This window comes from Azospirillum melinis (genome assembly GCF_013340935.1).
GTDB classification, from domain to species: Bacteria; Pseudomonadota; Alphaproteobacteria; order Azospirillales; family Azospirillaceae; genus Azospirillum; species Azospirillum melinis.
This window is the reverse complement of sequence record NZ_WHOS01000027.1, coordinates 1-23,640: the sequence shown is the minus strand read 5'-3', so window position 1 is coordinate 23,640 and position 23,640 is coordinate 1. Positions and strand designations below refer to the sequence as shown.

Here is a 23,640-nt window from a genome sequence, read left to right as displayed (position 1 = left end):
GGCGTAGTCCGCAGGGGCGGACCGGACGCTGTCCCGAAGGCCTATTTCCGGCATGGGCGAAAGTCCGCATCCCATGCGTTTCCGCGGGGTTGAGGCATACATCCAATGTGGAGCATTCAACTTCCGAGGCTGGTCGCGGACGACCGCCGTTCAGGGAGGGGCGACAGGGGCGGCAGGGGATGTCTCGCCGACCACCACGCCACCGATCCCCGCCACCCGCTCATACTCCGGCCGGCGGGCCTCGGCCTGCCACAGGTCGGCGAAGCTGCCGGCGCGCACGCGCAGCCAGGGCCGTCCGCCAGCATCGACCGTCTCGACGATGGACACGGGAAGGCCACGCTCCTGCATCACGCCGGCAAAGGCCTTCGCATTGTCGGGCGACCGGAAGGCGCCCAGTTCGACGGCGTAGACCGTGCCGCCCTTGGCTGCCGCCGCCGCGGGCCTCACCGGGATGTCGGGCGGCGGGGTTTCCCCCGGTGCGCCCTTCGCATCCTTGGCGTCTTTCCCCTCCGCGCTCTTCGCTTCGGCCGGGGCGTTGGCAGGAGCGTTGCTATTGGCGCCCACTGCGGCACCTCCTGCGGGCGCCGGAGCATCCTTGGCGGCTTGGGCGGTGACGCCCGGAAGCCCGCCGCCGGCCAGATAGTAACCGCCGCCGAACGCAACCACCAACAGCAGCAGGACCAGCACGGCGAGGAGGAGCTTCTTCATCGCCCCTCCGCCGAAACGGTCCGGGCAGCGGCGCACAGACCGTCCATCGCCGAGGTCTCGCGCTGGTAGCCGAGACGGACCCGCCAGCCCAGAACCCGGCACAGGTAGACGTCCTGCGCCTGGGTGTTGCCGGCGCCGGCATGGTAACGGCGCACCGCCTCGGTCCAGGAGCCATGGCGGTCATAGAGCAGGCGCAGGAAGGCCGCCGCATAGGCAACGTTGGTCGCCGGGTCCAGAATATCCTCGCCGAAGCGGAAGGCGCGTGCGTGCCAGCGTGTGTGCACCTGCATGCAGCCGACCGCCATGTCGAGGCGCAGCGACCCCGCCCCGTCGCCCATCAGCGCCAGCGCCTCGCCGCGGCTCGCCGGAAAGGCCGGAGCGCCGCCCAGGTTGAGCGCCCAGGGCCAGGTCGCGCCGCCGCGGCCGGACTCGGTCATGCCGATGGCGTGCAGGATGCCGGTGGGAATGCCATAGGCCGCCTCGTTCGCCGCGAAGTAGCTTTCGCACGGATGCTGCGCCCGCGCGGCCCCGGGGAACGCGAGCAGCGCGAGAAAAGCGAACGCCGCCGCGGCGCGGACAAGCCTGCCGGCCGTCATGCCCGCACCCGCACGGCGAGGCAGGTGCGGTCGCGCGCCATCGGAACGGTGCGGCCGCCTGCATGTTCGAACAGTGCCGCCTGCACGGCGGCGACCGTGCTGTCGGCCGAAAGATCGTCGAGACCGCTCAGCACCTCTCCCATATGGGTGCGGCCGAACGGCACGTCGAAGCGGTTGGTGCCGTCGAGCAGTCCCGAGCCACACAGAACCAGCGTGCTCGGCACCGGCAGGTCGAATGCGGTCTCGGCGACCGTCAGCCCGGCATCCAGCCCAAGCGGCGGGTTCTCCGCCACCGGAAGATCGACGACGTCGCCCAGGCGACGGGCGAGGAACGGGGCCGGCACGCCGGCACCGGCGAAGACGAAGCGGCGATTGCGCAGGGTCACCACGCCCATCGCCAGCCCGATCCGCAGCCCCGCCGCATTGTCGGCGGCAAGCAGGCGGTTTGCGCCGGTCAGGCAGGCCCCCGGACCGAGCCCGGCGGAGGCCAGCGCGCGCACGGCGGTGCGGGCGGTCACCGTCATGAAGCCGCCGGCCAGACCGCCGCCAGACACCTGACCCAGCAGCACCACCAGCGTGTCGTCGTCGGCCAGGAAGAAGTCGTAGAAGCTTCCGTCGAACTCCGCCGCCGGCAGCAGAAGGCCGGCCGCCGCCAGATCGGGGCGGGCCGGCAGGCCGGCCGGCAGGATCGCCTCCTGCATGCGGCGGGCGATCTCGAACTGCTTTTGCAGTTCCACCAGTTCGGTCTTGGTGTCGAGCGAGGCGCGAAGCTGCACGACCATGCCGTCCAGGGCGGCGTGCTGGCTGCGCACGCGCTCGGCCATCACCTCGAAGGCGACCGCCAGACCGCCAGCCCCGTCACCGCCCGCCCCGTCGCCGCGGCCGGTGACGGACTCGATACGGTCCAGATCCCCCAGCAGCTCCACCCGCCCCTGGTCGGGCAGGGTTTCGGCCATGCGCAGCATCTGCTTGCGGATGAAGGACTGTTGACGCAGCCAATGGCGGCCACGCCGCGCCTCGGCATCCTGGAGGGCGCGGCTGCGGTTGCGGAACACCTCCACGGTCCGGGCGAGCCGGCCCGCCTCGTCGCTGCGCTCGGCCCCGAGCACCGCCACGTTGGTGTTGCCGTCGGCCAGCGCCGACAGTGCGGAAAGCGACGCGTGGATCGGCGCCAGGGAGCGGCGGAAAAACCACTCAAGCCCGAACAGGCTGGCCGCCAGCACGGTCATCAGCACCAGGATGGCGCTGGTGTCGAACAGGCTGGTCGCCATGTCCTCCAGCGTGGATTCGCGCGCCACGACCAGCGCCAGCGTATTGCCGCCGGCAGGATCGGCGAGGCGAAGGGTGCGGACCTCGAAGCTGCGGCCGGATCGGTGGACCTTGGCATGGTCCCCGCCTCCTCCACCCAGGGACGGCTGGATGTCCTCCCATGGCAGGGCGCCGGCACGGTCGTAAAGCACGCCGTTGCCGTCGACCAGATAGGCCGAGCCGCCAAGGACGCGGGCAAGCACCGTAAGGCTCGGCTGCACGGTGCGCAGCGCAAGGACGACACGGTCGGCCGGCCGCGTCTCGCCGAAGGGTGCTGCCACCATGTGCTGCACGGCGCCACCGACGACGACGAGGCCGGTGTAGGCATCGTTCTGCGCCAGCACCTGGGCGACCCGCCGTTCGTCGATAAGACGCATGTCGGTCGGCGCCGGAACCGAAATCAGCGGCTGCCCGACGCTGTTGACCAGCGCCGCCGAGGAGAAGCCGAGCAGCGGCAGCCGGGCCGCCGCGGCCTGGCCGTTGTTGCGGTCCATCGCCGCGACCAGCAGCGGGTCGGCCGCCGCCCGCTGCATGACGACGGCCTCCTCCTCCATCAGGCTTTCCCAGAGCCGCTGGGCAACGCGGGTCTCCTCCGCCACACGGCGCTCCGCGGTGCGGTCGCCCCACAGCACGGCGAACAGGACCGCCGTGGCGAGCACCGCCAGCACCGCGCCGGCGGCGAAGACGAACATCCGCCCGCCCAAACCGGCTCCCATAATGCCCATCCTCATGCCGCCGCACTCCCCTCCGCCGCGGCGGCCGGCACAGTCCGGCGGTCCAGCAGGACGCGCCGCAGCGCTAGCGCGATGGGCGGCAGCAGGGCGACCGTCACCACCAGTCCGGCCGAGGCCGCGGCGACGCCGGCATTGCCGCCAAGCAGCAGCGGCAGCCCCATTCCGGCCAGAAGCGCCATCGCTCCACGCAGGGCGACCAGACCGCCATTCTCGCCGCCCGCCGCCAGCGCGGCATGCCCGGCACCGAGAGCCGCGGCGACGGTCAGCGCCGTGCCCGGCCCGGCCGCGGCGGCCCCCAACGCCAACGCGCCGGCCGCCAGGGCGGTGGCGGACAAGGACAGCAGCACGGCGGTCGCCGGCCGGGGCGAGAGCGCCACCACCGCAATCGCCGCCAGCCACGCGGCACCGCCGTGGAACCAGATGAACTCCGCGCCCTGGCGGACACCGGGGTTGCCGGCCACCTGCGGCATGGCGGAATAGGTCAGGGCAAGGCCGGTGACCAGCCACAGCGCCCAGCCCTTCGGCGCGGGCCGCCCGCCGCTCCACCAGCGGTCGAGGGTGAAGATCTGGCGTAGGATCAGGGGAGCCCGGCGCGCCGACGCGACGCGCTCCACGCGCAGGGCGACCAGCAGGCCGATGGCTGCCGACAGGGCACCGATGCCCATGACCGGTCCGGTGCCGATGCTCGCGGTGCAGAGGATGGAAATCCCCGCCCCGGCGACCAGCCCCCCGGTGGCCGACACCCCGAGATCCGCGCCGAGCGTGTCGAGGATCGGGCGGACGGTCTGGACCGACAGGCCGGCGCCGATGCCGCCCAGGACTGCCGCGGCGAGCAGCAGGTCGCGGCCGGGGTCCGACAGGGTGGTCACCCCCCAGGCCGCCAGCGCGGCGAGCGTCACCGCCAGCCCGTACCGCCCGACGATGCGCGCGAAGGGGGCCGCCAGGGCGATGCCCAGCGCCGTGGCGGCCAGGGCCGTGTCGAGCGGCAGACGCTGGGCGGCGACGCCGGCGAGGATGGACAGCGCCACCGCGGCGAAGAAGACGACGGCATGCGGCAGCGGGTTGCCCGCGACGGGCGGCAGCGCCGCGAGCCGGTCGGGCGAGAAGCGGCCCAGCCGCTCGATGCGGGCGATCAGGGGATCGACCTCCGTCGCCGCATCCGGATTGAAGCTGAGGTCGCGCACTTCGGTCAGGTAGGCATGCGCGCGGGCGAAGCGGTCGTTGACGCCGATCACCAGCCGGTTCATTTCCGCCAGCAGGCCGCCGATCAGGCTTTGATCCACCGGCGGAGCGATCCGGTCATAGACGCGCCGGGCCACCACCGCGTCCAGCCCGCTGGCATAGCCGAGCGGAGCGACCAGCTGCGTGTGCACGAGCATGCGGAGAAGCAGCGACCCACCCGTCAGCGCGATGGTCAGCGCCACCGCGAAATCGATGAGGATGCGCCGGGTGTTCGCCGGCTGCGCCAGCGCCTTCCGGCCAAGGATCACCTCGCCGGACTGCGTCGCCCCGGTTCGCAGGGGATAGCGCTGCACCGACAGGTGGAAGGCCGACCAGTCGGTCTCGGCCGGGGACAGGCGCGCCGACAGGTCCGGCCGCCCGGTGGTCGCTTTCTGGAAAAGCGTCTTCCCATCGGCGTCGGCGATCAGCACCAGCTCGATCTCAGGAACGATGTCGGAGAGTTCCTCCAGATAATCGTCCATGCCGGCCAGACGGTTGAGCGGCAGCCCAAGGCCGAGCGCCTTTTCGAGGTCCTGCACCAGGGCCTGTCCGACGATGTCGGTGCGCGTCGCCGTGCCGCGGTCGGCCAGATTGGCCGCGCCGACCAGCGCCGCCGCCAGGGTGGCGATCCACGGAATGACGACGACCGCGACCAGCAGGGGGACGAAGCGGCGGACGGGGTGCTCGGATCCAAACAGCATTGATTATGCTCCCGACGTGCCGCGGGGTGGCGCATCGTCGATGCGGGCCGCCTGTTCCTCGGCCTGCTCCAGACCATGCAGGACCACGCCGAGAGCCTGCCCCGCCGGGCGCGTCTCGGCGTTGGCGGGCTCCGCCCCCATCAGCCTCTGGCACTGCGCCTCATAGAATGCCTTTAGCTTCAAAACGGAACGATGGGTCTCCCCGACCAGCAGACGGGTGCCCAGCGCCGCCAGCACGGCGACCAGCATCAGGAACACAAGGGTGACCGTCGCCGTCTCGCGCAGCGCCGTCAGCACCTCGACCCGCGCATCCTCCTGCGCCGCATGGCCGAGAATGGCACCGCCCACCGCCCCCAGGGCGTCGAGCACCGGCACGCCGATGACCATGCCGTCACGCCCCTCGTGGCTCCACGGATCCGCCGGAGCGGCTGCGACGATGCCGATCCACGAAGCCGGAACCGTCGCGCCGACCATTTCCCGCGCGGTGCTGAAAAGCACCGTGCCGCGCGCGTCGACGACATGCAGCGCCACGCCGCTGCCGACGCCGGTCGCCAGTTCGATGCGGCGCTGGAGGTCGCTCTGGTGGGCCAGCGGAATTCCGATGGTGGCGCGTTCGGCCGCGGCCGCGGCGACGCGGTTCGTCAGCGCCGAGAGCCGCGCGGCGATCTCGCTGGTGTGAGCCTCGGCCACCGCGTTGTGGAAGGCGAACAGGGTGAAGACCTGACCGCCGACCGCGCAGAGCCACAGGACGAATGCAAGGCGCCCGAAACCGAAGAGCATGGCTGGCCTCCTGGTTCGGCTATAGCCGGAATCCAGCGCCGGAGCCCCTGAAGATTGGCCCATGTTGGTTCGATCTGCTTTTGCGGCGGCATCGGGGGTGCGGTATGCCCTTTGTCACGGCATAGGCCGGATATCTGTCTTTCTCGGAGGGGACCGCCATGGACGAAGCGTCCGCCGCTATGGCGCCCGCAATGGCGCAGCCAAGTGTCGCCGGAACACCCTCCCCCCGTCATGCCCCGTCTCTCCAAACCACCTCATTCCAAGCCGGCGAGATCCCGGATGAAATCCGGGCGAAGGTGGAGGACGGCACGGCCCTGCTCCGCCAGGGGCGCTTCGCCGAGGCCGCCGATTTGTTCGGCGACGCCATCGCCGCGCAACCCGACTGGCCGATGCCCTACAACAACCTCGCGGTCGCGCTGCGCGGCATGGGCCGGTTGGAGGAGGCGCTGCTCGCCTGCGCCGCCGCGCTACGCCACCGTCCCGACTATTCCGAGGCCTTCGCCAACCTCGCCCGCATCCTGCTTGCCCAGAACCGCTACCGCGACGCCGCCCTCGCTGCCGAGCAGGCGGCCAAGCTGCGCCCGGACCACTCGGCGATGCATGCCTTGCGCGCCATGGCCCTGTTCAAGGACCGGGCGCCGGCGGAGGCCCTGCCCGTGTGCCGCGCCGCGCTCGCCCTGGATCCGGCGGGCACGGAAGTCCTGGCGGTGCAGGCCCAGGCGCTGGACGCCGTCGGCCGGTCGGCGGAGGCCCTGTCCGCCGCCCGCCGCGGGGCGGCGCTCGAACCATCGCGGCGGGAATCGCTGATCGTGCTGGGATCGCTGCTGGTGAACCGCAATCACCGCGACGAGGCGCTCGAGGTGTATCGCCGGGCGATGGAACTCGACCCGGACGACACGGTTCTGGCCCATCTCGTCCACGCCATCGCCGGGACCACCTCGGCCAAGGCGCCGGAGGCCTATGTCGCCAACGTGTTCGATTCCTATGCCGACCGTTTCGACGATCATCTGGTCAAGACGCTCCAGTACAAGGCGCATGAGATCGTCGCCCGCACCGCGGTCGCGGCCCTGGCGGCGCCCCTGGCGGCGGATGGCGGTGCGCGGATTCTCGACATCGGCTGCGGCACCGGCCTGTGCGGGCCGATCCTGCGTCCGGCGGCATCCCGGCTGGTCGGGGTCGATCTGTCGGCACGCATGCTGGACAAGGCGCGCGACCGCAGCCTTTATGACCTGCTGGCGCAGGCCGAGCTCGTCCGGTTCATGACCGGAACGGACGAACGTTTCGATGCCGTCGTCAGCGCGGACGTGCTTTGCTACATCGGCGACCTGACGGAGGTCTTCCGGGCGGCGGCGGGGGTGCTGAATCCTGGCGGGCTGCTGGCTTTCACGGTGGAGCGGCAGGAGGAGCCGGGATACCGGCTGACGCCGAGCGGCCGTTACGTCCATGGCCTCGACCATCTGCGAAGCAGCGCGCGCGGCCTGTTCCGCGCCAGGACCATCGACAACGTGATCCTGCGCACCGAGGCGTCGGTTCCGGTCCACGGCTATCTCTGCATGTTCCAGCGGCTCGCCCATGCCGTGCATTGACCGGGCGGCGCGTTGAGCCGGGACAAGCGCCTGCGGGCGGTGCTTCCGCGTCTGGGCAGCGAGGCGGCGGGCGAGCGGATTGCCGCGCTGGCAGCGGTGGAGCGGCTGTTGCCGGCCGGCCAGACGCTGCGGGAGGTGATCGAGGTCGGGCTGTTCTACCTCGACCGCCAGGGGGTGGACGCATCGCCGATCGAGGAGGTCGGCCGCCTGCGCAGCGCCGCACAGGCCGCCGCCCGCCGCGACGAACAGCAACGCGGCCGGATCGCCGCGCTGGAGGCGGCGATCCGCGATGCGCTCGCCCAGCTCCGGCAGGCGCGGGACTGAGCCTTACAGGTCATTCATGGTTTCACTCACACTTCGGGGTTGCCCTTTGTCCTCCATCGTCGTGCCTTGCCAGCATTCCCTGAGGTCGGCCGTCGAGGCGGCGGCGGTCGCCCGCGGCATGACGACATCGCAGCTCATTCGAGCCTTCCTGACGGTCATGAGTCCCGACGTGCTGGAAGCCCTGCCGGATCCGGGGGAACCCAACCCGGTGGACCTGTCGTACCGGCGGGTGACGCTGAAGAACGGCCGTACCCGGCGGGTGCGCGTGGTGCCGAAGCTGAGGGTGCGCTACCCGGTCCGCCTGGACCATGCGACAGTGCGCAAGGCGGCGTGGGCGGCGGCGACCATCGGTGCATCCGACGGGGCGCGTCTGGTCACGTCGGGCGAACTGGCGGCGGTGGAAACCGAGATGAGCCGCTGCCGCCTGCGCCTGGAGCAGTTGACGTCCGCGCTGGAAACGCTGGCCTTCCGTCCGCTCCAGCAGCCGATCCTCAAGCCCTGGCAGGCGACCTATGTGCTGGGATTCACCCACGAATGGGGCCTCGATCCGCAGGCGGTCAACAGCCGCTTCCGCACATTGGCGCCGATCTACCATCCCGACACCGGCCTGCTGTCGAGCGCGGAACGGATGAGCCAGCTGGTGGAAGCGCGCAACTTCCTGCTGCGGCACCTGCGCCGGTAACTCCGTACCGGCGCGGGGCTTCCCGCCGGAATGGAACAGGCCGAAAGGCCGGTTGCGGGGTAATACCTCCGAAACGGAGGTGTTCCCGGGGGATGCCAGCCAATTGGGGCCTATCTCGGCTGGCTAAGATTGATTGCACTCCGAATGATGGCGGGGCTAACGCGCGGCGCAGGGCGCGCATGGATCCATTGCGAGGTGGTGAGGTCATGACCGAGAGCATCCAGAAGAAATTGGAGCGCGTCCGTCCGCCGCGCGTCAAGCTGACGTACGAGGTTCACACCGGCGGCGCCACCGAGATGAAGGAGCTTCCGTTCCTCGTCGGCGTCCTGGCCGACCTGAGCGGCAAGCCGGAAAAGCCGCTGCCGAAGCTGAAGGAGCGGAAGTTCGTCGAGATCGACCGCGACAATTTCAACGACGTTCTGGCCTCCGCCGCTCCGCGGCTGGCGTTCCAAGTCGACAACAAGCTCCAGCCCGACGGCGGCAAGCTCAACGTGCTGCTGAACTTCGACGACATGGGCGATTTCGAGCCGGTCCAGGTGCTGAACCAGGTGCCGGCGCTGGCCCGCCTGTTCGAGGCCCGGCAGAAGCTTTCCGATCTGCTGGCGAAGCTGGACGGCAACGACGAGCTGAGCGGCCTGCTCAACGACGTCATCTCCAACACCGAACAGCAGGACGAGCTGAAGAAGCTCCTCGGCCCCACGGAAACGGCCATGGCGCCGGTTTCGACGGAAGAGCCGCCGGCCGCCTGACGGCCGCCAATCCGCTGATACGGAACGCATTCACAGGAGTGCCCAAGTGACTACGGAAATGTCCGTCGAGAGCACCGCCAGCGCCAGCCTGCTCGACCGCATGATGGTCGAGGGCAAGATGGCGCGTGAAGAAGGCCAGCGCCCCTACGCCCGCGATCTGCTGTCCGAGTTCGTCGACCAGGTCGTCGCCGAGACCGGCGACGCCGTCGCCGTGGATGTCGTCGAGGCGATCAACCACCGCATCGCCCAGATCGATGAGCTGATCAGCCTTCAGCTCAACGAGGTGCTGCACCATGAGGACTTCCAGAAGCTGGAAGCCACCTGGCGCGGCCTGAACTACCTCGTCATGAACAGCGAGACCGGCACGCAGCTCAAGATCCGCGTGCTGAACAGCTCGCGCAAGGATCTGCAGAAGGACCTGGACAGCGCGGTCGAGTTCGACCAGAGCGCGCTGTTCAAGATGGTCTACGAGGCCGAGTACGGCACGCTCGGCGGCACGCCCTACAGCGTGCTGATCGGCGACTACGAGTTCGGCCGCCACCCGCAGGACATGTCGCTGATCGAGAAGATCTCGAACGTCGCCGCTGCGGCCCATGCGCCCTTCATCGCCGCCGCCTCGCCCAAGATGTTCGACATGGACAGCTTCTCCGAGCTGTCGGGTCCGCGCGACCTGTCGAAGATCTTCGAAACCGCCGAGATGGTGAAGTGGCGTTCCTTCCGCGCGTCGGAAGACTCGCGCTACGTCGCGCTGGTCATGCCGCACACGCTGCTGCGCCTGCCCTACGGCCCGAAGACGGTGCCGGTCGAAGGCGTGAACTTCGTGGAGGACGTGGACGGCCGCGACCACTCCAAGTACCTGTGGGGCAATGCCTCGTGGGCGCTCGGCGTTCGCATCACCGAAGCCTTCTCCAAGTATGGCTGGACGGCCGCCATCCGCGGCGTCGAAGGCGGCGGCCGGGTCGGCGGTCTGCCCACCCACACCTTCAAGACGGACGAGGGCGACGTCGCGCTGAAGTGCCCGACCGAGATCGCCATCACCGACCGTCGTGAAAAGGAGCTGAACGACCTCGGCTTCATTTCGCTGGTGCACTGCAAGAACACCGACTATGCGGCGTTCTTCGGCGGCCAGACGGCCAACAAGCCGAAGGTGTACAACACCAACGAAGCCAACGCGAACGCGCGGCTCTCGGCGATGCTGCCCTACATGCTCGTGTCGTCGCGTTTCGCGCATTACCTGAAGGTCATGCTGCGCGACAAGATCGGCTCGTTCGCGACCCGCGGCAACGTGCAGAGCTACCTGAACACCTGGATCGGCAACTACATCCTGCTGGATGACGACGCCTCCCAGGACATGAAGGCGCGCTTCCCGCTGCGCGAAGCCCGCGTGGACGTCTACGAGGTGCCGGGCCGTCCGGGCGTTTACCGCGCCAACGTGTTCCTGCGCCCGCACTTCCAGCTCGAAGAGCTGTCGGCTTCGATCCGGCTGGTGGCCGAGCTGCCGGCGCCGGAAGCCTGACCCCGGTCCCGACCGTCCAACGCCCATCTGTTTAGGAGTTCATCACCATGTCCATGGTCATCCTGGAGATCCCCGAGGTCAAGGGCGAGTGCCGGGTCAAGACGAAGCAGGTCGACTTCACCGACATGATCCTGTGCGAATCGCTCTCACAGGACATGGAGGTCGAGATGGAAGTCACGACCAACGCGCGGCGCACCGTTCACACGCCGAAGGTCAACAACATCACGCTGGAGCGCAAGTGGGACATCGCGTCCCCCAAGCTCATCAGCCTGCTGCTGCGTGCCGGCGTGAAGGGCGAGACCTGGAAGATCCACTGCGTCAAGCCGCTGGGCGACGACGAGTTCCAGTGGGTTGAGTTCCTCACCCTGGAGCTGACCAACCCGCTCCTGTCGAAGCACTCGCTGAGCGTCAGCGAGGGCGACACCACGGAGAGCCTGGAGATCAACGCCACGAAGATCACCTGGGTCTACAAGCAGTACGACGAGAAGCAGACCAGCCAGGGCGGCGGCGGCGTCTCGTTCGATCTGCTCACTGGTGCGGTCGGCGGCGCGAGCTGAGACTCTGCGGCATGAGCCCCCGGTAACCGCCGGGGCCATGCCGTGGCGGAAACGGTTGCCCCCTCTCTCGCTCCGCAAGGGAGGGGCAAGCGTGGCAACGCCGCGGGCAAGCGGACGACGACAAGGGATCGAAAGGCCGGTAATGACACAGTCCAAGGCGATGAACGGCGGGCGCACGCTGCTCTTCGAGCGCCTGATCGATTTCGAGCCGGACAACCCGTCGACCGACGATCCGTCCATGATCGTCATGTCCATGCCCGACCTGACCGCGTCCATCCAGCGGGAGATCCAGCGCCTGCTGGACAGCCGCACCGCGGGCGAACGCCGGACCGACACCGGCGGCACCGTGATGGAATACGGATTGCCGGACTTCGGCGAGATCCACCCGCGCTCCTTCACCGACCGCCGCCGGGTGGAGACCGTGGTCCGCCATGCCATCCTCGATTTCGAACCGCGCCTGCTGCGGCCGCGCGTCGTCGTGACGCCGGGCAAGGGCAACGGGACGCTGACGGTGGAAATCTCCGGCGAGGTGGCCGCCGGGACCGTCGTCGAGCCGCTGTTCTTCTCCGTCAATCTCGGCGCTGCATCCCCGACGCCAACCGCCGGCCTCGCCGCCGGGACGGATTGACATGCGGCGCGAGGATCTCCTCGAACATTACGAGCGCGAACTGCTGTACGTCCGCCGGGCGGGCGAGGCGTTCGCACGCAGTTACCCGAAGATCGCCCGGCGCCTGGCGCTCGGGCCCGACCAGGCGGCCGATCCCAACGTCGAACGGCTGATCGAGTCCTTTGCGTTCCTGACCGGACGCCTGCAACTCAACCTCGACCGCGAATTCCCGCGCTTCACCGAAGCGCTGCTGGGCATCCTCCACCCGCAGCTGGTGGCGCCGGTGCCGCCGATGGGCATCGCCCAGATGGAACCGGCGGCCGGCAACGGCCAGCTCACCGGCGGCTTCACCGTGCCGCGGGGCACGGCCCTGCACGCCCTGGCGGAAGGATCGGCGCGCTGCCGCTTCCGCACCGCCTACGATGTGACCCTGTGGCCGCTGGCGCTGACCGAGGCCGCGGTGGAGCCGACCGAGCGCTACGACTTCATCGACGGCGGCGAAGCCGCCTCGGTCCTGCGCCTGCGGCTGGAAACCTGCAATCAGGTCTTCGAGAACCTGCCGGTGGAAAGCCTGAGGCTGTTCCTCAACGGCGAGCCGGTGCTGAACGCGGCACTGCACGAGATGCTGCTGTGCGGCATGGTGGAGGTCGTCTACCTGATGCCCGGCAAGCCGCCGGTGCGGTTGCGCGGCGACGACCTGCTCCGCCCCGTCGGCTTCGAGCCCGACCAGACCGTGCTGCCCCACCCGCGGCATGCCCAGCCGGCCTACGGCCTGCTGCAGGAGTATTTCGAGTTCCCGCAGAAGTTCGACTTCTACGATCTGGCGCTGCCGCAGGGCCGGCTGTCGGGAACCGTGGTGGACGTGCTGATCCTGGTGTCGCGCCCGCTGCCCAACCGGCTGACGGTGCGCCGCGACTGTTTCCGGCTGGGCTGCACGCCGATCGTCAACCTGTTCACCCGCTCGGCCGAGCCGGTGCGGCTCAACCACAAGCGCACCTCCTACCGCGTCGTCGCCGATGCGATGCGCGAGCGGACCACCGAGATCCATTCGGTGCTGGAGGTCACGGGCATGCGCGACGCCGACGGCGCGCGCCGCACCTATGTGCCGCTGTTCTCCTTCCAGCATGCCAGCGCCGATGCCGATCCGCGCGGCTTCTGGCTTGCAGCGCGCGAACCGACCCAGCGCGAGGACATGCCGGGCACCGACGTCTATCTCAGCCTGCACCATCTCGACCTCGACCCGGCGGAGCCGGCGGACGAGACGCTGCTGGTGCGGGTCACCTGCACCAACCGCGGGCTGGCGGAGCAGGTGCCGGCAGGCGCAGTGCTGATGATCGAGGAGGCGGCCCCCATCGCATCCATCCGCTGCCTGAACAAGCCGACCGCCGGGCGTCCCGCCCCGATCGGCGGCACGTCGGCGTGGAAGCTGGTCTCGCACCTGTCGGTCAACCACCTCAGCCTGACGGGCGATCCGGAGGGGCTGCGGGCGCTCCAGGCCATTCTCGGGCTCTATGCGCCGGACGACGTGATGGCGCAGAACCAGCTGCGCGGCCTGAACGCGCTGTCCTCGCGGCCGGTCCTGCACCGCATCGGCCAGGATGCCTGGCGCGGCTTCGTGCGCGGGCTGGAGCTGACGCTCGACATCGACGAGCGCAACTTCGTGGGCACCAGCCCGCTGGTGTTCGGCGGGGTGCTGAGCCGCTTCCTCGGCCTCTACGTCAACGTCAACGCTTTCGCCCAGCTCCGGCTGCGGTCGGTGCAACGAGGGGGGATCTGGAAGACATGGCCACGCCTGGCAGGCAATCAGCCCGTCCTCTGATCGAGGCGCTGGAGGCCGAGCCCTGGGGGTTCGACCTGTTCCAGGCCATCGCCTTGCTGGAACGCGCCGCACCGGACCGCGAGCCGCTCGGGTCCGGCATCGATCCCGACCGCGAGGCCGTGCGCATCGAACATGACGCCACCCTCGCCTTTCCGGCCAGCGACGTGGTGTCGGCGCGGCAGGACGAGAATGGACGCGGCGTCGTGCGCTCGCCGGTGCTGGGGCTCGGCGGCACGGGCGGCCCCCTGCCTTATGTCGCCACCGAGATGATGTTGGAGCGCGTGGCCCGCCACGACACGGCGGGCGCCGCCTTCTACGACATCTTCAACCACCGCCTGATGTCGATCCTCTACCGGACGCGGCAGGGCAGCCTGCCGCTGCTGGAGCGCGATCCGGAGCGGTCGCTGCTGGCGCGGGCCCTGCGCTCCCTGGTGGGCATCGGCACCGGTCATCTGGAGGAGCGGCTGCCCGGTGCGCCCGACCGCATGCTGCTGGCCTTTTCCGGCATCCTGTCCTGCCGCGTGCGCTCGGCCGCCGGGCTGGAGACGATGATCGGCGCCATCTTCCAGGTGGAGGCGCGGGTCAAGGGGTTCGTCGGCCGGTGGCTTCCCCTCGGCGAAGAGGCGACGACCGTCGTCAGCGCCGGGCGGCGGGGACGCAACAACCGGCTGGGCCAGGATGTGGTTGTCGGACGGCGCGTCTGGGACCAGCAGACCTGCTACGACATCGAACTGAAAATGGACTCGCTGGAGCGCTACCGCGACTTCCTACCCAACGGCCGCCACCATGCCACGCTGTGCGCCCTCGCCCGCTTCCACAGCGGCGACGGCATGGATTTCCAGATCTCCCTGGTGCTGAGCCCGCCGATGGTGCCGCGCACCCGCCTTTCCGCCCGCGACGGCAGCCTGCTCGGCTGGACGTCCTGGCTGCGCTTCCCCAACTCGCCGAGCCGGACACCCGGCCAGCTCACTCTTCAGCCCGCGACCGGAGGCAGCCCGTGACCGCCGACATCAAGACCCTGATCGGAAAGCTCGACCGCGACGGCCGCAAGGTGCTGGAACGCGCCGCCGCGCTGTGCGTGTCGAACACCCATTACGACGTCGAGGTCGAACATCTGCTGCTCAGTGTCCTGCGCGCCAACAGCGGCGTCGTGGCCGGCATCCTGCGCCATTACAACGTCGATGCGGCGCGGGTCGAGGCCGAGCTGAACGCGGCGCTGGAGAAAATCCGCCGCGGCAACACGCGCACCCCTGCCTTCTCGCCGCGGGTGCCGGAGCTGCTGGAGAATGCGCTGCTCACCTCGGTGACGCATCTGGACAGCCCGCAGATCCTAGTGCCGGCCCTGCTGTGGGCGGCGGTCGCCTGCGATTCCGTGCGCGCGGTGGTCGGTGAGTCCGCACCGTCGCTTCTTGCCATCCCGCGCGACCGCACCGCCACCGACCTGCCGGAACTGGTGCGCATGCTGCGCAGCGATGCCAAGCTGGGCGAGGCGTCCGCCACCGCGGCCGCACCGCTCGGCAGCGAGGCGCCACCGACCCCATCGCCGCTGGCCTCCGGCCAGTCCATGCTGGACCAGTACACCGTCGACCTGACGGCGCAGGCGCGGGCCGGCAAGATCGACCCGGTGATCGGCCGCGACCGGGAAATCCGCCAGGTCGTTGACGTGATGATGCGGCGGCGGCAGAACAACCCGATCCTGGTCGGCGACCCCGGCGTCGGCAAGACCGCCATCGTCGAAGGGCTGGCGCTGCGCATCGCCGAGGGCGACGTGCCGGAGCCGCTGCGCGGCACGGCGATCCGCACGCTGGACCTCGGCCTTCTCCAGGCGGGCGCCGGTGTCAAAGGCGAGTTCGAGAACCGGCTGAAGTCGATCATCAAGGAGGTGGCGGCCTCCGCCGTACCGACGGTGGTCTTCATCGACGAGGCCCATGCGCTGATCGGTGCCGGCGGGGCGGCCGGACAGGGCGACGCCGCCAACCTGCTGAAGCCGGCGCTTGCCCGCGGCGAGTTCCGCACCATCGCCGCCACCACCTGGGCCGAATACAAGAAATACTTCGAGAAGGACCCGGCGCTCGCCCGCCGCTTCCAGCCGGTCTCGGTTCCCGAGCCGGACGAGGTTGCCGCCGCCGCCATGCTGCGCGGGCTGGTGCGCCGCTTCGAGGAACACCACGGCGTGCGCGTGCTGGACGACGGCATCGCCGCGGCGGTGAAGCTGTCGGCGCGCTACATCCCGGCGCGCCAGCTTCCCGACAAGGCGATCAGCGTGCTGGACACCGCCTGCGCGCGGGTGGCCGTCGCCCGCACCTCCAAGCCCGAAGCCATCGAGACCCTAGAGCGCGAGGACCAGATGCTGGCCCGCGAGGCCGAGCGGCTGGAGCGCGAGGCAGGCGCAACGCACGAGGCCCGGCTGGCCGGCATCGCCACCCGCCGCCTTGCCGTCGCCGAGGAGCTTGCGGCGCTGACCGGGCGCTGGAACCGCGAGACCGAGCTGGTGAAGGCCATCGACGAGGCGCTGACCGCCGGCCGGCAGGCCGACGCGGTGGCGGCGGAAGAGCGGCTGGCCGCGCTGCGCGGCGACGAGGCGCTGGTGCCGCACCGGGTCGACGGCGGCGTGGTCGCCGCGGTGGTGTCGAACTGGACCGGCATTCCGGTCGGCTCGATGTCCAAGGACGACGTCGATGTCGTCGTCGGGCTGGAGGGGCGCATGGAGGCGCGCGTCGTCGGCCAGCCGCAGGCCCTGCGCGCCATCGCGCGGGCGGTGCGCGGCTACCGCGCCGGCCTGAACGAGCCCAACCGTCCCATCGGCGTCTTCCTGCTGAGCGGTCCCAGTGGCGTCGGCAAGACGGAAACCTCGCTGGCCCTGGCCGAGCTGCTGAACGGCGGCGAACAGAGCCTCATCACCATCAACATGTCGGAGTACCAGGAGGCACACGCGGTGGCGACCCTGCGCGGCGCTCCTCCGGGCTATGTCGGCTATGGCAGCGGCGGCGTGCTGACCGAGGCGGTACGGCGCCGTCCGCATTCGGTCATCCTGATGGACGAGGTGGAGAAGGCCCACCCGGACGTGCTGGACATGTTCTATCAGGTCTTCGACAAGGGCGTGCTGGAGGATGGCGAGGGGGTGGAGGTCGACTTCCGCAACACGCTGATCCTGCTGACCAGCAATCTCGGCGACGTGGAGCTGACGGAACTCGGGCGGGCGCGGCTCGATGCCGGCGAGATCCGCGAGGCGCTGGAAGAGGGTGTCGAGGCCATCTCCGATCCGCTGCGGCGGCGCTTCCGGCCGTCTTTCCTCGGTCGCCTGACGGTCGTGCCCTACTATCCCCTCAGCGAGCAGCAGGTCCGCGCCATCGCCATGATGAAGGTGGAGAAGCTGCGCAAGCGCACCGAGGGCAACCGTGCGGCAGCGCTGACCGTGACGCCGGCGGCACTGGAGGCGCTGGTGCGGCGGGCCGTGCATTCCGATGCGGGCGCCCGTATGATCGACACCCTGCTGTCGGAGTTCGTGGTGCCCGAAGTGGCCATGCGGATCCTCGATCAGGTGGCCGCCGGACAGCCGGTGGGGGCGATCCGGGTCGATTGCGAGAGCGACGGGCGTTTCACCGTGACCGTTGGAGCCGCGGAACCGGCGCTGGCCTGACCGGCCGCGGGACGGGGCGAGGCAGCACGAGGGAAAAATGAGCGAGCGTTTCTCACAGGCCCAACAGCACCTGTCGATCTCGACTCCGCTCGGACCCGACAAGCTGATCCTGCGCAACATCGTGGGCGAGGAGCGGCTGTCGTCGCTCTTCTCCTACCGGGTGACCATGATCTCGTCGGACGACGACATCGACTTCGACCAGATCGTCGGCAAACCGGTGACGGTGACCCTGACGCTGGGCGACGGCACCTCCAAGCGCTACATCAACGCCATCGTCGGCCGCATCGAGCTGACGCACATCGACGACCGCGATTCCTCCGCGCATTACGAGGCGGAACTGCATCCCTGGCTGTGGATGCTGACCCATTCCGGCGATTGCCGCATCTTCCAGGAAAAGACGGTGCCGGAAATCGTCGAGGCGGTGATCGGCTCCACCGGCACCATCAAGACGGTGCTGAACGGCACCTACCCGACCCGCGAATATTGCGTGCAGTACCGCGAGACCGACTACAACTTCATTGCCCGGCTGCTGGAAGAGGAGGGCATCTTCTATTTCTTCGAACATGCCGACGGCGAGCACAAGCTGGTTCTGGGCGACGGCGACAGCGCCTTCACCACCAGCGCGCTGGTCTCCACCTACGAGTATCGCGGGCACAAGGCCTACGACAACGAGGACAACGTCATCACCCAGCTCGGCGTCGAGCGGCGGGTGACGACCAAGAGCGTCGGAGTGGACAGCTATCACTTCGAGACGCCGTCAACCGACCTCTACGCCACGGCGGAGGGGAGTGCCGGCACCGGCACGATGAACGACTATGCGGTGCGCCACACCGTGTCCGCCGACGGCGAGCAGATCGCCCTGGTGCGCCAGCAGGCACTCGCCTTCGCCAGCCAGCGCATCCGCGGCGGCGGAAGTTGTCGCGGGCTGGAGGCCGGGACCAAGATCACCATCTCCGGCCATCGCAAGGACTCGCTCAACGCGGAGATGGTGCTGAACTCCGTCCGCATCGATGGGGCGACCAACCGCTTCGTCGCGACCTTCACCGGCTTCCCGTCAGCCCATCCCTTCCGCCCGCTCAACACCGCCCAGAAGCCGCGAATCCACTCGACCCAGACCGCCAAGGTGGTCGGCAAGTCGGGCGAGGAGATCTGGCTCGACCAGTATGGGCGGATCAAGGTGCAGTTCCACTGGGACCGGCTCGGCACCAACGATGAGAAAAGCTCCTGCTGGGTTCGGGTGGCGCAGGGCTGGGCCGGAAAGAATTACGGCATCATGTTCTTCCCGCGCGTCGGGCAGGAGGTGGTCGTCACCTTCCTGGACGGCGATCCCGACCGGCCGCTGGTCACCGGCGCCGTCTACAACGCCGACCAGACCGTCCCCTACACGCTGCCCGACGATTCCACGAAGAGCACCATCAAGACGCAGACCTCCAAGAACGGCACCGGCAAGTTCAACGAGATCCGCTTCGAGGACAAGGCCGACAACGAGGAGATCTTCGTCCAGGCCCAGAAGGACATGAACATCAAGGTCCTCAACGACCTGACACGGCTGGTCAAGCACGACGAGATCGAGACGATCGAGAACGACAGCACCATCGACGTCAAGAACGACCGGAAGCTGACGGTCAAGAACAACCATTCGATCACTGTGTCCGAAGGCAACGAGACGCACGCGATTTCGAAGGGCACCCGCGACCTGTCGGTCAAGGGCAAGGAGACGCACCTCAACAACGACGACTTCGAGCACACCGTCGACAACAACTACACGCTGACGGTCAAGGGCAACCTGACCATCGACGTGACCGGCGACATCGTGATCAAGGGCAAGTCGATCAAGCTGACGGCGACCTCGGCCGACATCGGCATCAAGGCGGCGACCGGCATCGAGATCAAGGCGGGCACGTCCCTGGACGTCAAGTCCGGCACCGCGATGACCGTGAAATCCGGAACCGGCATGGAGATCGACGCCGGCATGGGCCTGGACATGAAGGCCGGTATGGGCGCCACGCTCAAGGGCGGCACGACGCTGGACCTGAAGGCGGGGCTGGCTCTGACCGCCGAAGGCCTGTCCAGCACGGTCAAGGGGTCGGCATCGGCGGAGGTGAGTGGCGGCGGCATGCTGACGCTCAAGGGCGGCGTGGTGATGGTGAACTGAGATGACGGACATGGACTCTCCAACCGACACCCCCGACGCCGCAGGCCCCACCGAGATCAGGGTCGAGGAGCGCGACGCGCACGGGCGCATCGTTCAATCCGGACGGCTGGTGGACGGGGTTTTCGACGGCGATTTCATCCGTTATGGGGAAACCGGCCTGCCGGCGATGCGGGCCCGCATGCGCGGCGGCGTCATGCACGGCGAGACACGCCACTATGACGATGACGGCAAGATCGTGCAGATCGCCGATTATGCAAACGGGGTGCTGCACGGCACATCGACCTTCTACATGCAGGCGCGGCTGGTCTGCCGCATGAGCTACCGCGCCGGCGAACTGGAAGGGCCATCCGTCTATTTCGCCACCAACGGCACGGTGGCGGCCGTGGTGCAGTACCGTGCCGGCAAGCGCGAGGGCGAGTCGGTCTTCTACAGCCCGCATGGCGCGGTTCTGCGCCGGGAGACCTACGCTGCGGACCGTCTGCACGGCCCGACGGCAGGCTTTTTCGAAGGCGGAGCGGTCAGCGAGCAGGCAGTCTTCAAGGACGGGCTGCTGGAGGGAGAGTTCCTGCGTTTCTTTCCGTCCGGCAAGGTTATGCAGCGCGGCGTCTATCACCAGGGCGTCCTGGTGGAGCCGTTGCGGACCTTCTCCGAAGGCGGGAAGGAAACCGGCGCGATCCCGGCGCCGAAGCCGCCGGGGCGATAGCGTCGGGCGGTTCGGTCCGGCAACCGATGCTCAGGGGATCATTTCGGTGAACTGACCGGGCAGCGTGATCTGGATGACACCCCCGAAACTGCAGATGCATTTCGAACTGTTGTTGAGTGCCGGCATCTTGCCGACCAGCACGGTCGGACAGCCGGGCACCCAGGGGGCGGCCGTCATCGGCGTGCAGGGCATGGGCGTCAGCACACCGAAGGCCGCCGCGGTGGCGGCGGCCACCGCCGGGTTGGCCATGCTCATGCACATGCCGAACGGCAAGACATTGACGAACGGCTTGCTGTCCATGATGTTGGCGGCGGGCACCTTGGAACTCATCACCGCGCTGGCGGGAAGCACCATGAGGCTCGACGGTGCGGCGCCGAAGCTGCACATCGTCATCGCGCCCATGACGGCCTGCATTCCCATGATGCGTCTCCCCTTCCCGTTCCCTGCGGTCCATTCCCGGAATAAAGCCCGGAGTCTGTCCAGCGCCTCTCCAGGCACCGGACAGACTCCGATAGGCGCCGGCGTCAGCCCCCGGCCAGCTTGACGATCTGAAGCGTCGTGGAGACGATGGTCTTCAGGGTCGAGCCGATGGTGACGATGGTCTCCAGCGTCTCCTTCGTCACACCGATCTTCTCCAGCGGCTTGCCGCGCAGATCCTTGTAGCAGACCAGGTGGCCGGTCATCTGATCGTAGAAGACGTCCTTCGTCTTGATACGCGCCTGCAGCTCGTGGATCTTGTCGAGCGTGAAGGTGACCTTCTCGCCGAGAATCTTGACCAGAGCATCGGCTTGCTTGGAGAGCTTCTCCTTCTCCAGCTTCTCGATCTGGGTCATCATCTTCTTGGCCTGATCATAGAGCTTATCGGACTGCTCTTCCATCTTGCCGGTCTTGGCGTGGTATTCGAGCAGCAGCTTCTCCATGCCGCCGACCGACTTCACGAACGGCACGCCCAGGATCGCCGCCACTTCGCGCGCGCCGGCCTTGAAATTCAGGTCGCCGCTGCTGTAGGCCGACGCCAGCGTGTCGTCGGTCTTGCGGATGTCGGCTTCCGCCTTCTCGATGTCGCGGGCGAAATTGTGAATGGCGAGTGCCATGGTGACGGCGGTCTTGCCGATGCTGGCGACGGTCGTGCAGATGCCGATGATCGCCATCGGGGTGGCGCCGCCCGCCGTCACCGCCGCCACACCGACGCTGACGCCGGCCGACACGGTGCTGGCAAGAATGCTGATCGACCCCAGCACCATGCTCTTGGCGAACTTCAGCTTGAACGACTTCAGGTCGGACTTCTTGCTGGCATAGGCGTCCCACGCCTTTTCCACCGCCTTCAGTGCCAGCCCCGACTGCGCCTCGGTGAACTGCTTGCACATGACGTTGATCGTCTTCTCGCGCTCGGCCAGTTCCTTCTCGCTGGCCGGCGGCTTCTTGCCAAGGTTGACATCGAAATCCTGGAGAGCCCCCTGGATGTCCTTCTTGGACTTGTTGAGCTGCTCATAGGCCGCTTCGATCAGCTTCTGGACAATGATCTTATCCTTGTCGATGGCCTTCTGGAGATCCTTCGGAACCTCCTTCAGATCCACCTTCGCGACCATGGCAGGCACCTTCATGTGCTTGGTCTTGAGCCCTGCGGAAAAATCCATCTCGGCGATCTGAATACCGGCCATCGGGTGCTCTCCAGTGTTGGTCCGTTTCTCCCGCCTCAGTATCCACACTGACGCCGCCGCTTCGACCGGGACTTGCTCCGAACTGGACTGTTGGATAATCCATTTCCGGAACAATCCACCGCCACAAGGTAACGGTTCAAAGAAAATTTGAGCGCAATTGAGGATTGCGCCCACGGCTACTTCGAAAATGAAGGACGGTTCTCCGCACGGATTGCGGCCGGCCGCCCCGTTACCGAAGCCCGTCTTCGGCCGAAAGCCCGCCCGCCAATCGGGATTTCCTACATGCGTTCGCTTGATGCCACTGATCAGCGTACCCGTGCGGAGAGGGCGATGCCGCCGCCGATCAGCGCCACGCTCAGCAGCACCCCCAAGCTCAGCGGCTCGCTGTCGAAGATCGCGCTCAACAGCAGCGCCGTGACCGGCACCAGACAGACGATCTGCCCGGCCTGGCTGGCCGGCATCACCGACAGCGCCTTGCTCCACCACCAATAGCAAAGCCCGGTGGCGATCAGGCAGTTGTAGGCGATGACCGCCAACAGCGAGCCCGACCAGTTGATCGGGTGCGCCGTTTCGGCGAACAGAGCCAGCGGCGCCATCACCGCCGCGCTGGCGGCGACCTGCCAGAAAATCTGGGTCCAGAACGGCGTGCGCCACAGCCGTCGGCGGTAGAGCGTCGCCCCCAATGCCCAGCTGATCGCACAGCCGATCAGGAAGCCATTGCCGATCAGTGCGTTGACGTCGCTCCAGTTCACCAGCGCCGGGTTGAAAAAGACGACCACCCCGGCGAAGGTCAGCAGTGCCGCTGCGGCTTGCCGCTTGGAGATGCGCTCGCCAAGCAGCAGGAGGCCGAGCGGCAGTGTCCACATCTGCATGGTGTAGGCAAGCACCGACGCCCGCCCCGGCGAGACGAACTGCAACCCGATGTTGCTCAGCCCCATCATGCCGCCGACCTGCAGCAGGCCGACGACCGCGAGCATCAGCCGTTCGCCGCGTTGGGGCAGCAAGGGATAGCGCAACAGCGGCGCCAGCAAGGCCAAGCTTACTATGGTGCCGACCAGCCGAACGGCGCAGAAGGCGAGCGGTCCGATGTCGACCAGCGCCAGCTTCATCAGCGGCCAGTTGGCGCCCCAGAACAGGACGACTCCGGCAAGTTGCAGGTAGATTGTCGGGCCGGGTTCCGTTCCGGCTACCATCTGGCGGGCCGTCCTGTTTCGCTTGCCGCCCACCGTTTCGTCCATCATGACCGGCCGCCCTCTTTAGGTTGCAGAGCATGCTAATTCGGCAGACTGACAATCAGCCCTGCATTCCTCTGGCGGCAGCCGTGCGTCAACGACTCATATCTCCAGGCGGGACCTGACACCGGAGTAATTGCGATCCGAACAGCGAAACGCCCCGGCTCGTTGGAGCCGGGGCGTTTCCGATCTGGATGAAGATGCAAGCGTACGTACTTTGGATTGGAGCGTCTCTTGTGCCTGAGCGACCTGGCGGCGACCTACTCTCCCACGTCTTAAGACGCAGTACCATTGGCGCGGAGGCTTTTCACGGCCGAGTTCGGGATGGGATCGGGTGTTTGACACCTCGCCATGACCACCA

20 protein-coding genes and 1 rRNA gene are annotated in these 23,640 nt (G+C 68.3%); 12 read left to right on the top strand and 9 right to left on the bottom strand.

Features of this window, described 5'->3' with window-relative positions:
• Positions 1-150 precede the first annotated feature (150 nt).
• Genes GBZ48_RS19830 through GBZ48_RS19810 form a run of 5 tightly spaced genes read right to left on the bottom strand, consistent with a single transcriptional unit; the run spans position 151 to position 6,048 of the window.
• The gene (locus GBZ48_RS19830; RefSeq protein ID WP_211105819.1) at positions 151-708 is read right to left on the bottom strand and encodes an SPOR domain-containing protein; all 558 of its coding nucleotides are present in this window, start codon (positions 706-708) and stop codon (positions 151-153) included.
• Positions 705-1,304 carry a lytic transglycosylase domain-containing protein gene (locus GBZ48_RS19825; RefSeq protein WP_174472574.1) on the bottom strand — a complete coding sequence of 200 codons (600 nt, stop codon included), beginning with the start codon at positions 1,302-1,304 and terminating at the stop codon, positions 705-707. Before GBZ48_RS19825 ends, GBZ48_RS19830 begins: the two co-directional genes overlap by 4 nt.
• Entirely contained in the window at positions 1,301-3,343 is a 2,043-nt protein-coding gene (locus GBZ48_RS19820) for a PP2C family protein-serine/threonine phosphatase (protein ID WP_174472573.1), read from the bottom strand. The genes GBZ48_RS19825 and GBZ48_RS19820 overlap by 4 nt, the downstream gene beginning before the upstream one ends.
• Positions 3,340-5,268, bottom strand: coding sequence for a hypothetical protein (locus tag GBZ48_RS19815; RefSeq protein ID WP_174472572.1), 1,929 nt, complete (start codon positions 5,266-5,268; stop codon positions 3,340-3,342). The genes GBZ48_RS19820 and GBZ48_RS19815 overlap by 4 nt, the downstream gene beginning before the upstream one ends.
• A 3-nt stretch (positions 5,269-5,271) precedes the next feature.
• Complete coding sequence (locus GBZ48_RS19810; protein WP_174472571.1) at positions 5,272-6,048, bottom strand: hypothetical protein; 777 nt, start codon at positions 6,046-6,048, stop codon at positions 5,272-5,274.
• 158 nt (positions 6,049-6,206) lie between these two features.
• On the opposite strand from GBZ48_RS19810, the gene GBZ48_RS19805 reads away from it, so the two are divergent.
• From GBZ48_RS19805 to GBZ48_RS19750, 12 genes are all read left to right on the top strand, one after another.
• A complete protein-coding gene (locus GBZ48_RS19805; protein ID WP_174472570.1) occupies positions 6,207-7,634 on the top strand; it encodes a tetratricopeptide repeat protein in 1,428 nt (475 codons plus the stop codon).
• 12 nt (positions 7,635-7,646) lie between these two features.
• Positions 7,647-7,958 carry a hypothetical protein gene (locus GBZ48_RS19800; RefSeq protein WP_174472569.1) on the top strand — a complete coding sequence of 104 codons (312 nt, stop codon included), beginning with the start codon at positions 7,647-7,649 and terminating at the stop codon, positions 7,956-7,958.
• Positions 7,959-8,076: 118 nt separating this feature from the next.
• Positions 8,077-8,640, top strand: coding sequence for a hypothetical protein (locus GBZ48_RS19795; RefSeq protein ID WP_246307329.1), 564 nt, complete (start codon positions 8,077-8,079; stop codon positions 8,638-8,640).
• 206 nt (positions 8,641-8,846) lie between these two features.
• Entirely contained in the window at positions 8,847-9,389 is a 543-nt protein-coding gene (gene tssB, locus GBZ48_RS19790; protein WP_174472567.1) for a type VI secretion system contractile sheath small subunit, read from the top strand.
• A 46-nt stretch (positions 9,390-9,435) separates the two neighbouring features.
• On the top strand, positions 9,436-10,905 hold the full coding sequence (tssC, locus tag GBZ48_RS19785) for a type VI secretion system contractile sheath large subunit (protein ID WP_209798496.1): 1,470 nt from the start codon (positions 9,436-9,438) through the stop codon (positions 10,903-10,905).
• A gap of 47 nt (positions 10,906-10,952) precedes the next feature.
• On the top strand, positions 10,953-11,462 hold the full coding sequence (locus tag GBZ48_RS19780; RefSeq protein ID WP_174472566.1) for an Hcp family type VI secretion system effector: 510 nt from the start codon (positions 10,953-10,955) through the stop codon (positions 11,460-11,462).
• 142 nt (positions 11,463-11,604) lie between these two features.
• Complete coding sequence (gene tssE / locus GBZ48_RS19775) at positions 11,605-12,090, top strand: type VI secretion system baseplate subunit TssE (RefSeq protein WP_246307328.1); 486 nt, start codon at positions 11,605-11,607, stop codon at positions 12,088-12,090.
• Position 12,091: 1 nt separating this feature from the next.
• Entirely contained in the window at positions 12,092-13,888 is a 1,797-nt protein-coding gene (gene tssF / locus GBZ48_RS19770) for a type VI secretion system baseplate subunit TssF (protein ID WP_174472564.1), read from the top strand.
• On the top strand, positions 13,852-14,889 hold the full coding sequence (gene tssG, locus GBZ48_RS19765; protein ID WP_174472563.1) for a type VI secretion system baseplate subunit TssG: 1,038 nt from the start codon (positions 13,852-13,854) through the stop codon (positions 14,887-14,889). Before tssF ends, tssG begins: the two co-directional genes overlap by 37 nt.
• Positions 14,886-17,528: a type VI secretion system ATPase TssH gene (gene tssH, locus GBZ48_RS19760; protein ID WP_174472562.1), complete on the top strand. Its 2,643-nt coding sequence runs from the start codon at positions 14,886-14,888 to the stop codon at positions 17,526-17,528. Before tssG ends, tssH begins: the two co-directional genes overlap by 4 nt.
• 37 nt (positions 17,529-17,565) lie before the next feature.
• Entirely contained in the window at positions 17,566-19,683 is a 2,118-nt protein-coding gene (locus tag GBZ48_RS19755; protein WP_174472561.1) for a type VI secretion system Vgr family protein, read from the top strand.
• Positions 19,684-19,693: 10 nt separating this feature from the next.
• Positions 19,694-20,386 carry a toxin-antitoxin system YwqK family antitoxin gene (locus GBZ48_RS19750; RefSeq protein ID WP_246307327.1) on the top strand — a complete coding sequence of 231 codons (693 nt, stop codon included), beginning with the start codon at positions 19,694-19,696 and terminating at the stop codon, positions 20,384-20,386.
• Positions 20,387-20,416: 30 nt separating this feature from the next.
• Here GBZ48_RS19750 and GBZ48_RS19745 read toward each other — a convergent pair whose 3' ends face one another.
• The 4 genes from GBZ48_RS19745 to rrf form a co-directional block, all read right to left on the bottom strand.
• Positions 20,417-20,788, bottom strand: a complete 372-nt coding sequence (locus GBZ48_RS19745; protein WP_246307326.1) for a DUF4280 domain-containing protein — start codon at positions 20,786-20,788, stop codon at positions 20,417-20,419.
• Positions 20,789-20,910: 122 nt separating this feature from the next.
• Positions 20,911-22,047 (bottom strand): hypothetical protein, encoded by a 1,137-nt coding sequence (locus tag GBZ48_RS19740; protein WP_174472558.1) that lies wholly within the window; start codon positions 22,045-22,047, stop codon positions 20,911-20,913.
• A 305-nt stretch (positions 22,048-22,352) separates the two neighbouring features.
• Positions 22,353-23,240, bottom strand: coding sequence for a DMT family transporter (locus GBZ48_RS19735; RefSeq protein WP_174472557.1), 888 nt, complete (start codon positions 23,238-23,240; stop codon positions 22,353-22,355).
• 286 nt (positions 23,241-23,526) lie between these two features.
• Positions 23,527-23,640, bottom strand: a 5S ribosomal RNA gene (gene rrf / locus GBZ48_RS19730); the annotation flags it as partial.

Excerpts from the sequence above, each read along its gene's own strand:
- GBZ48_RS19830 (WP_211105819.1), bottom strand. The coding sequence starts at position 708 with ATGAAGAAGCTCCTCCTCGCCGTGCTGGTCCTGCTGCTGTTGGTGGTT.
- tssB (WP_174472567.1), top strand. The coding sequence starts at position 8,847 with ATGACCGAGAGCATCCAGAAGAAATTGGAGCGCGTCCGTCCGCCGCGC.
- GBZ48_RS19745 (WP_246307326.1), bottom strand. The coding sequence starts at position 20,788 with ATGGGCGCGATGACGATGTGCAGCTTCGGCGCCGCACCGTCGAGCCTC.
- GBZ48_RS19740 (WP_174472558.1), bottom strand. The coding sequence starts at position 22,047 with ATGGCCGGTATTCAGATCGCCGAGATGGATTTTTCCGCAGGGCTCAAG.
- GBZ48_RS19825 (WP_174472574.1), bottom strand. The coding sequence starts at position 1,304 with ATGACGGCCGGCAGGCTTGTCCGCGCCGCGGCGGCGTTCGCTTTTCTC.
- GBZ48_RS19795 (WP_246307329.1), top strand. The coding sequence starts at position 8,077 with ATGACGACATCGCAGCTCATTCGAGCCTTCCTGACGGTCATGAGTCCC.
- GBZ48_RS19815 (WP_174472572.1), bottom strand. The coding sequence starts at position 5,268 with ATGCTGTTTGGATCCGAGCACCCCGTCCGCCGCTTCGTCCCCCTGCTG.
- GBZ48_RS19810 (WP_174472571.1), bottom strand. The coding sequence starts at position 6,048 with ATGCTCTTCGGTTTCGGGCGCCTTGCATTCGTCCTGTGGCTCTGCGCG.
- GBZ48_RS19805 (WP_174472570.1), top strand. The coding sequence starts at position 6,207 with ATGGACGAAGCGTCCGCCGCTATGGCGCCCGCAATGGCGCAGCCAAGT.
- tssE (WP_246307328.1), top strand. The coding sequence starts at position 11,605 with ATGACACAGTCCAAGGCGATGAACGGCGGGCGCACGCTGCTCTTCGAG.
- GBZ48_RS19755 (WP_174472561.1), top strand. The coding sequence starts at position 17,566 with ATGAGCGAGCGTTTCTCACAGGCCCAACAGCACCTGTCGATCTCGACT.
- tssG (WP_174472563.1), top strand. The coding sequence starts at position 13,852 with ATGGCCACGCCTGGCAGGCAATCAGCCCGTCCTCTGATCGAGGCGCTG.
- tssF (WP_174472564.1), top strand. The coding sequence starts at position 12,092 with ATGCGGCGCGAGGATCTCCTCGAACATTACGAGCGCGAACTGCTGTAC.
- GBZ48_RS19735 (WP_174472557.1), bottom strand. The coding sequence starts at position 23,240 with ATGGTAGCCGGAACGGAACCCGGCCCGACAATCTACCTGCAACTTGCC.
- GBZ48_RS19820 (WP_174472573.1), bottom strand. The coding sequence starts at position 3,343 with ATGAGGATGGGCATTATGGGAGCCGGTTTGGGCGGGCGGATGTTCGTC.
- GBZ48_RS19750 (WP_246307327.1), top strand. The coding sequence starts at position 19,694 with ATGGACTCTCCAACCGACACCCCCGACGCCGCAGGCCCCACCGAGATC.
- GBZ48_RS19780 (WP_174472566.1), top strand. The coding sequence starts at position 10,953 with ATGTCCATGGTCATCCTGGAGATCCCCGAGGTCAAGGGCGAGTGCCGG.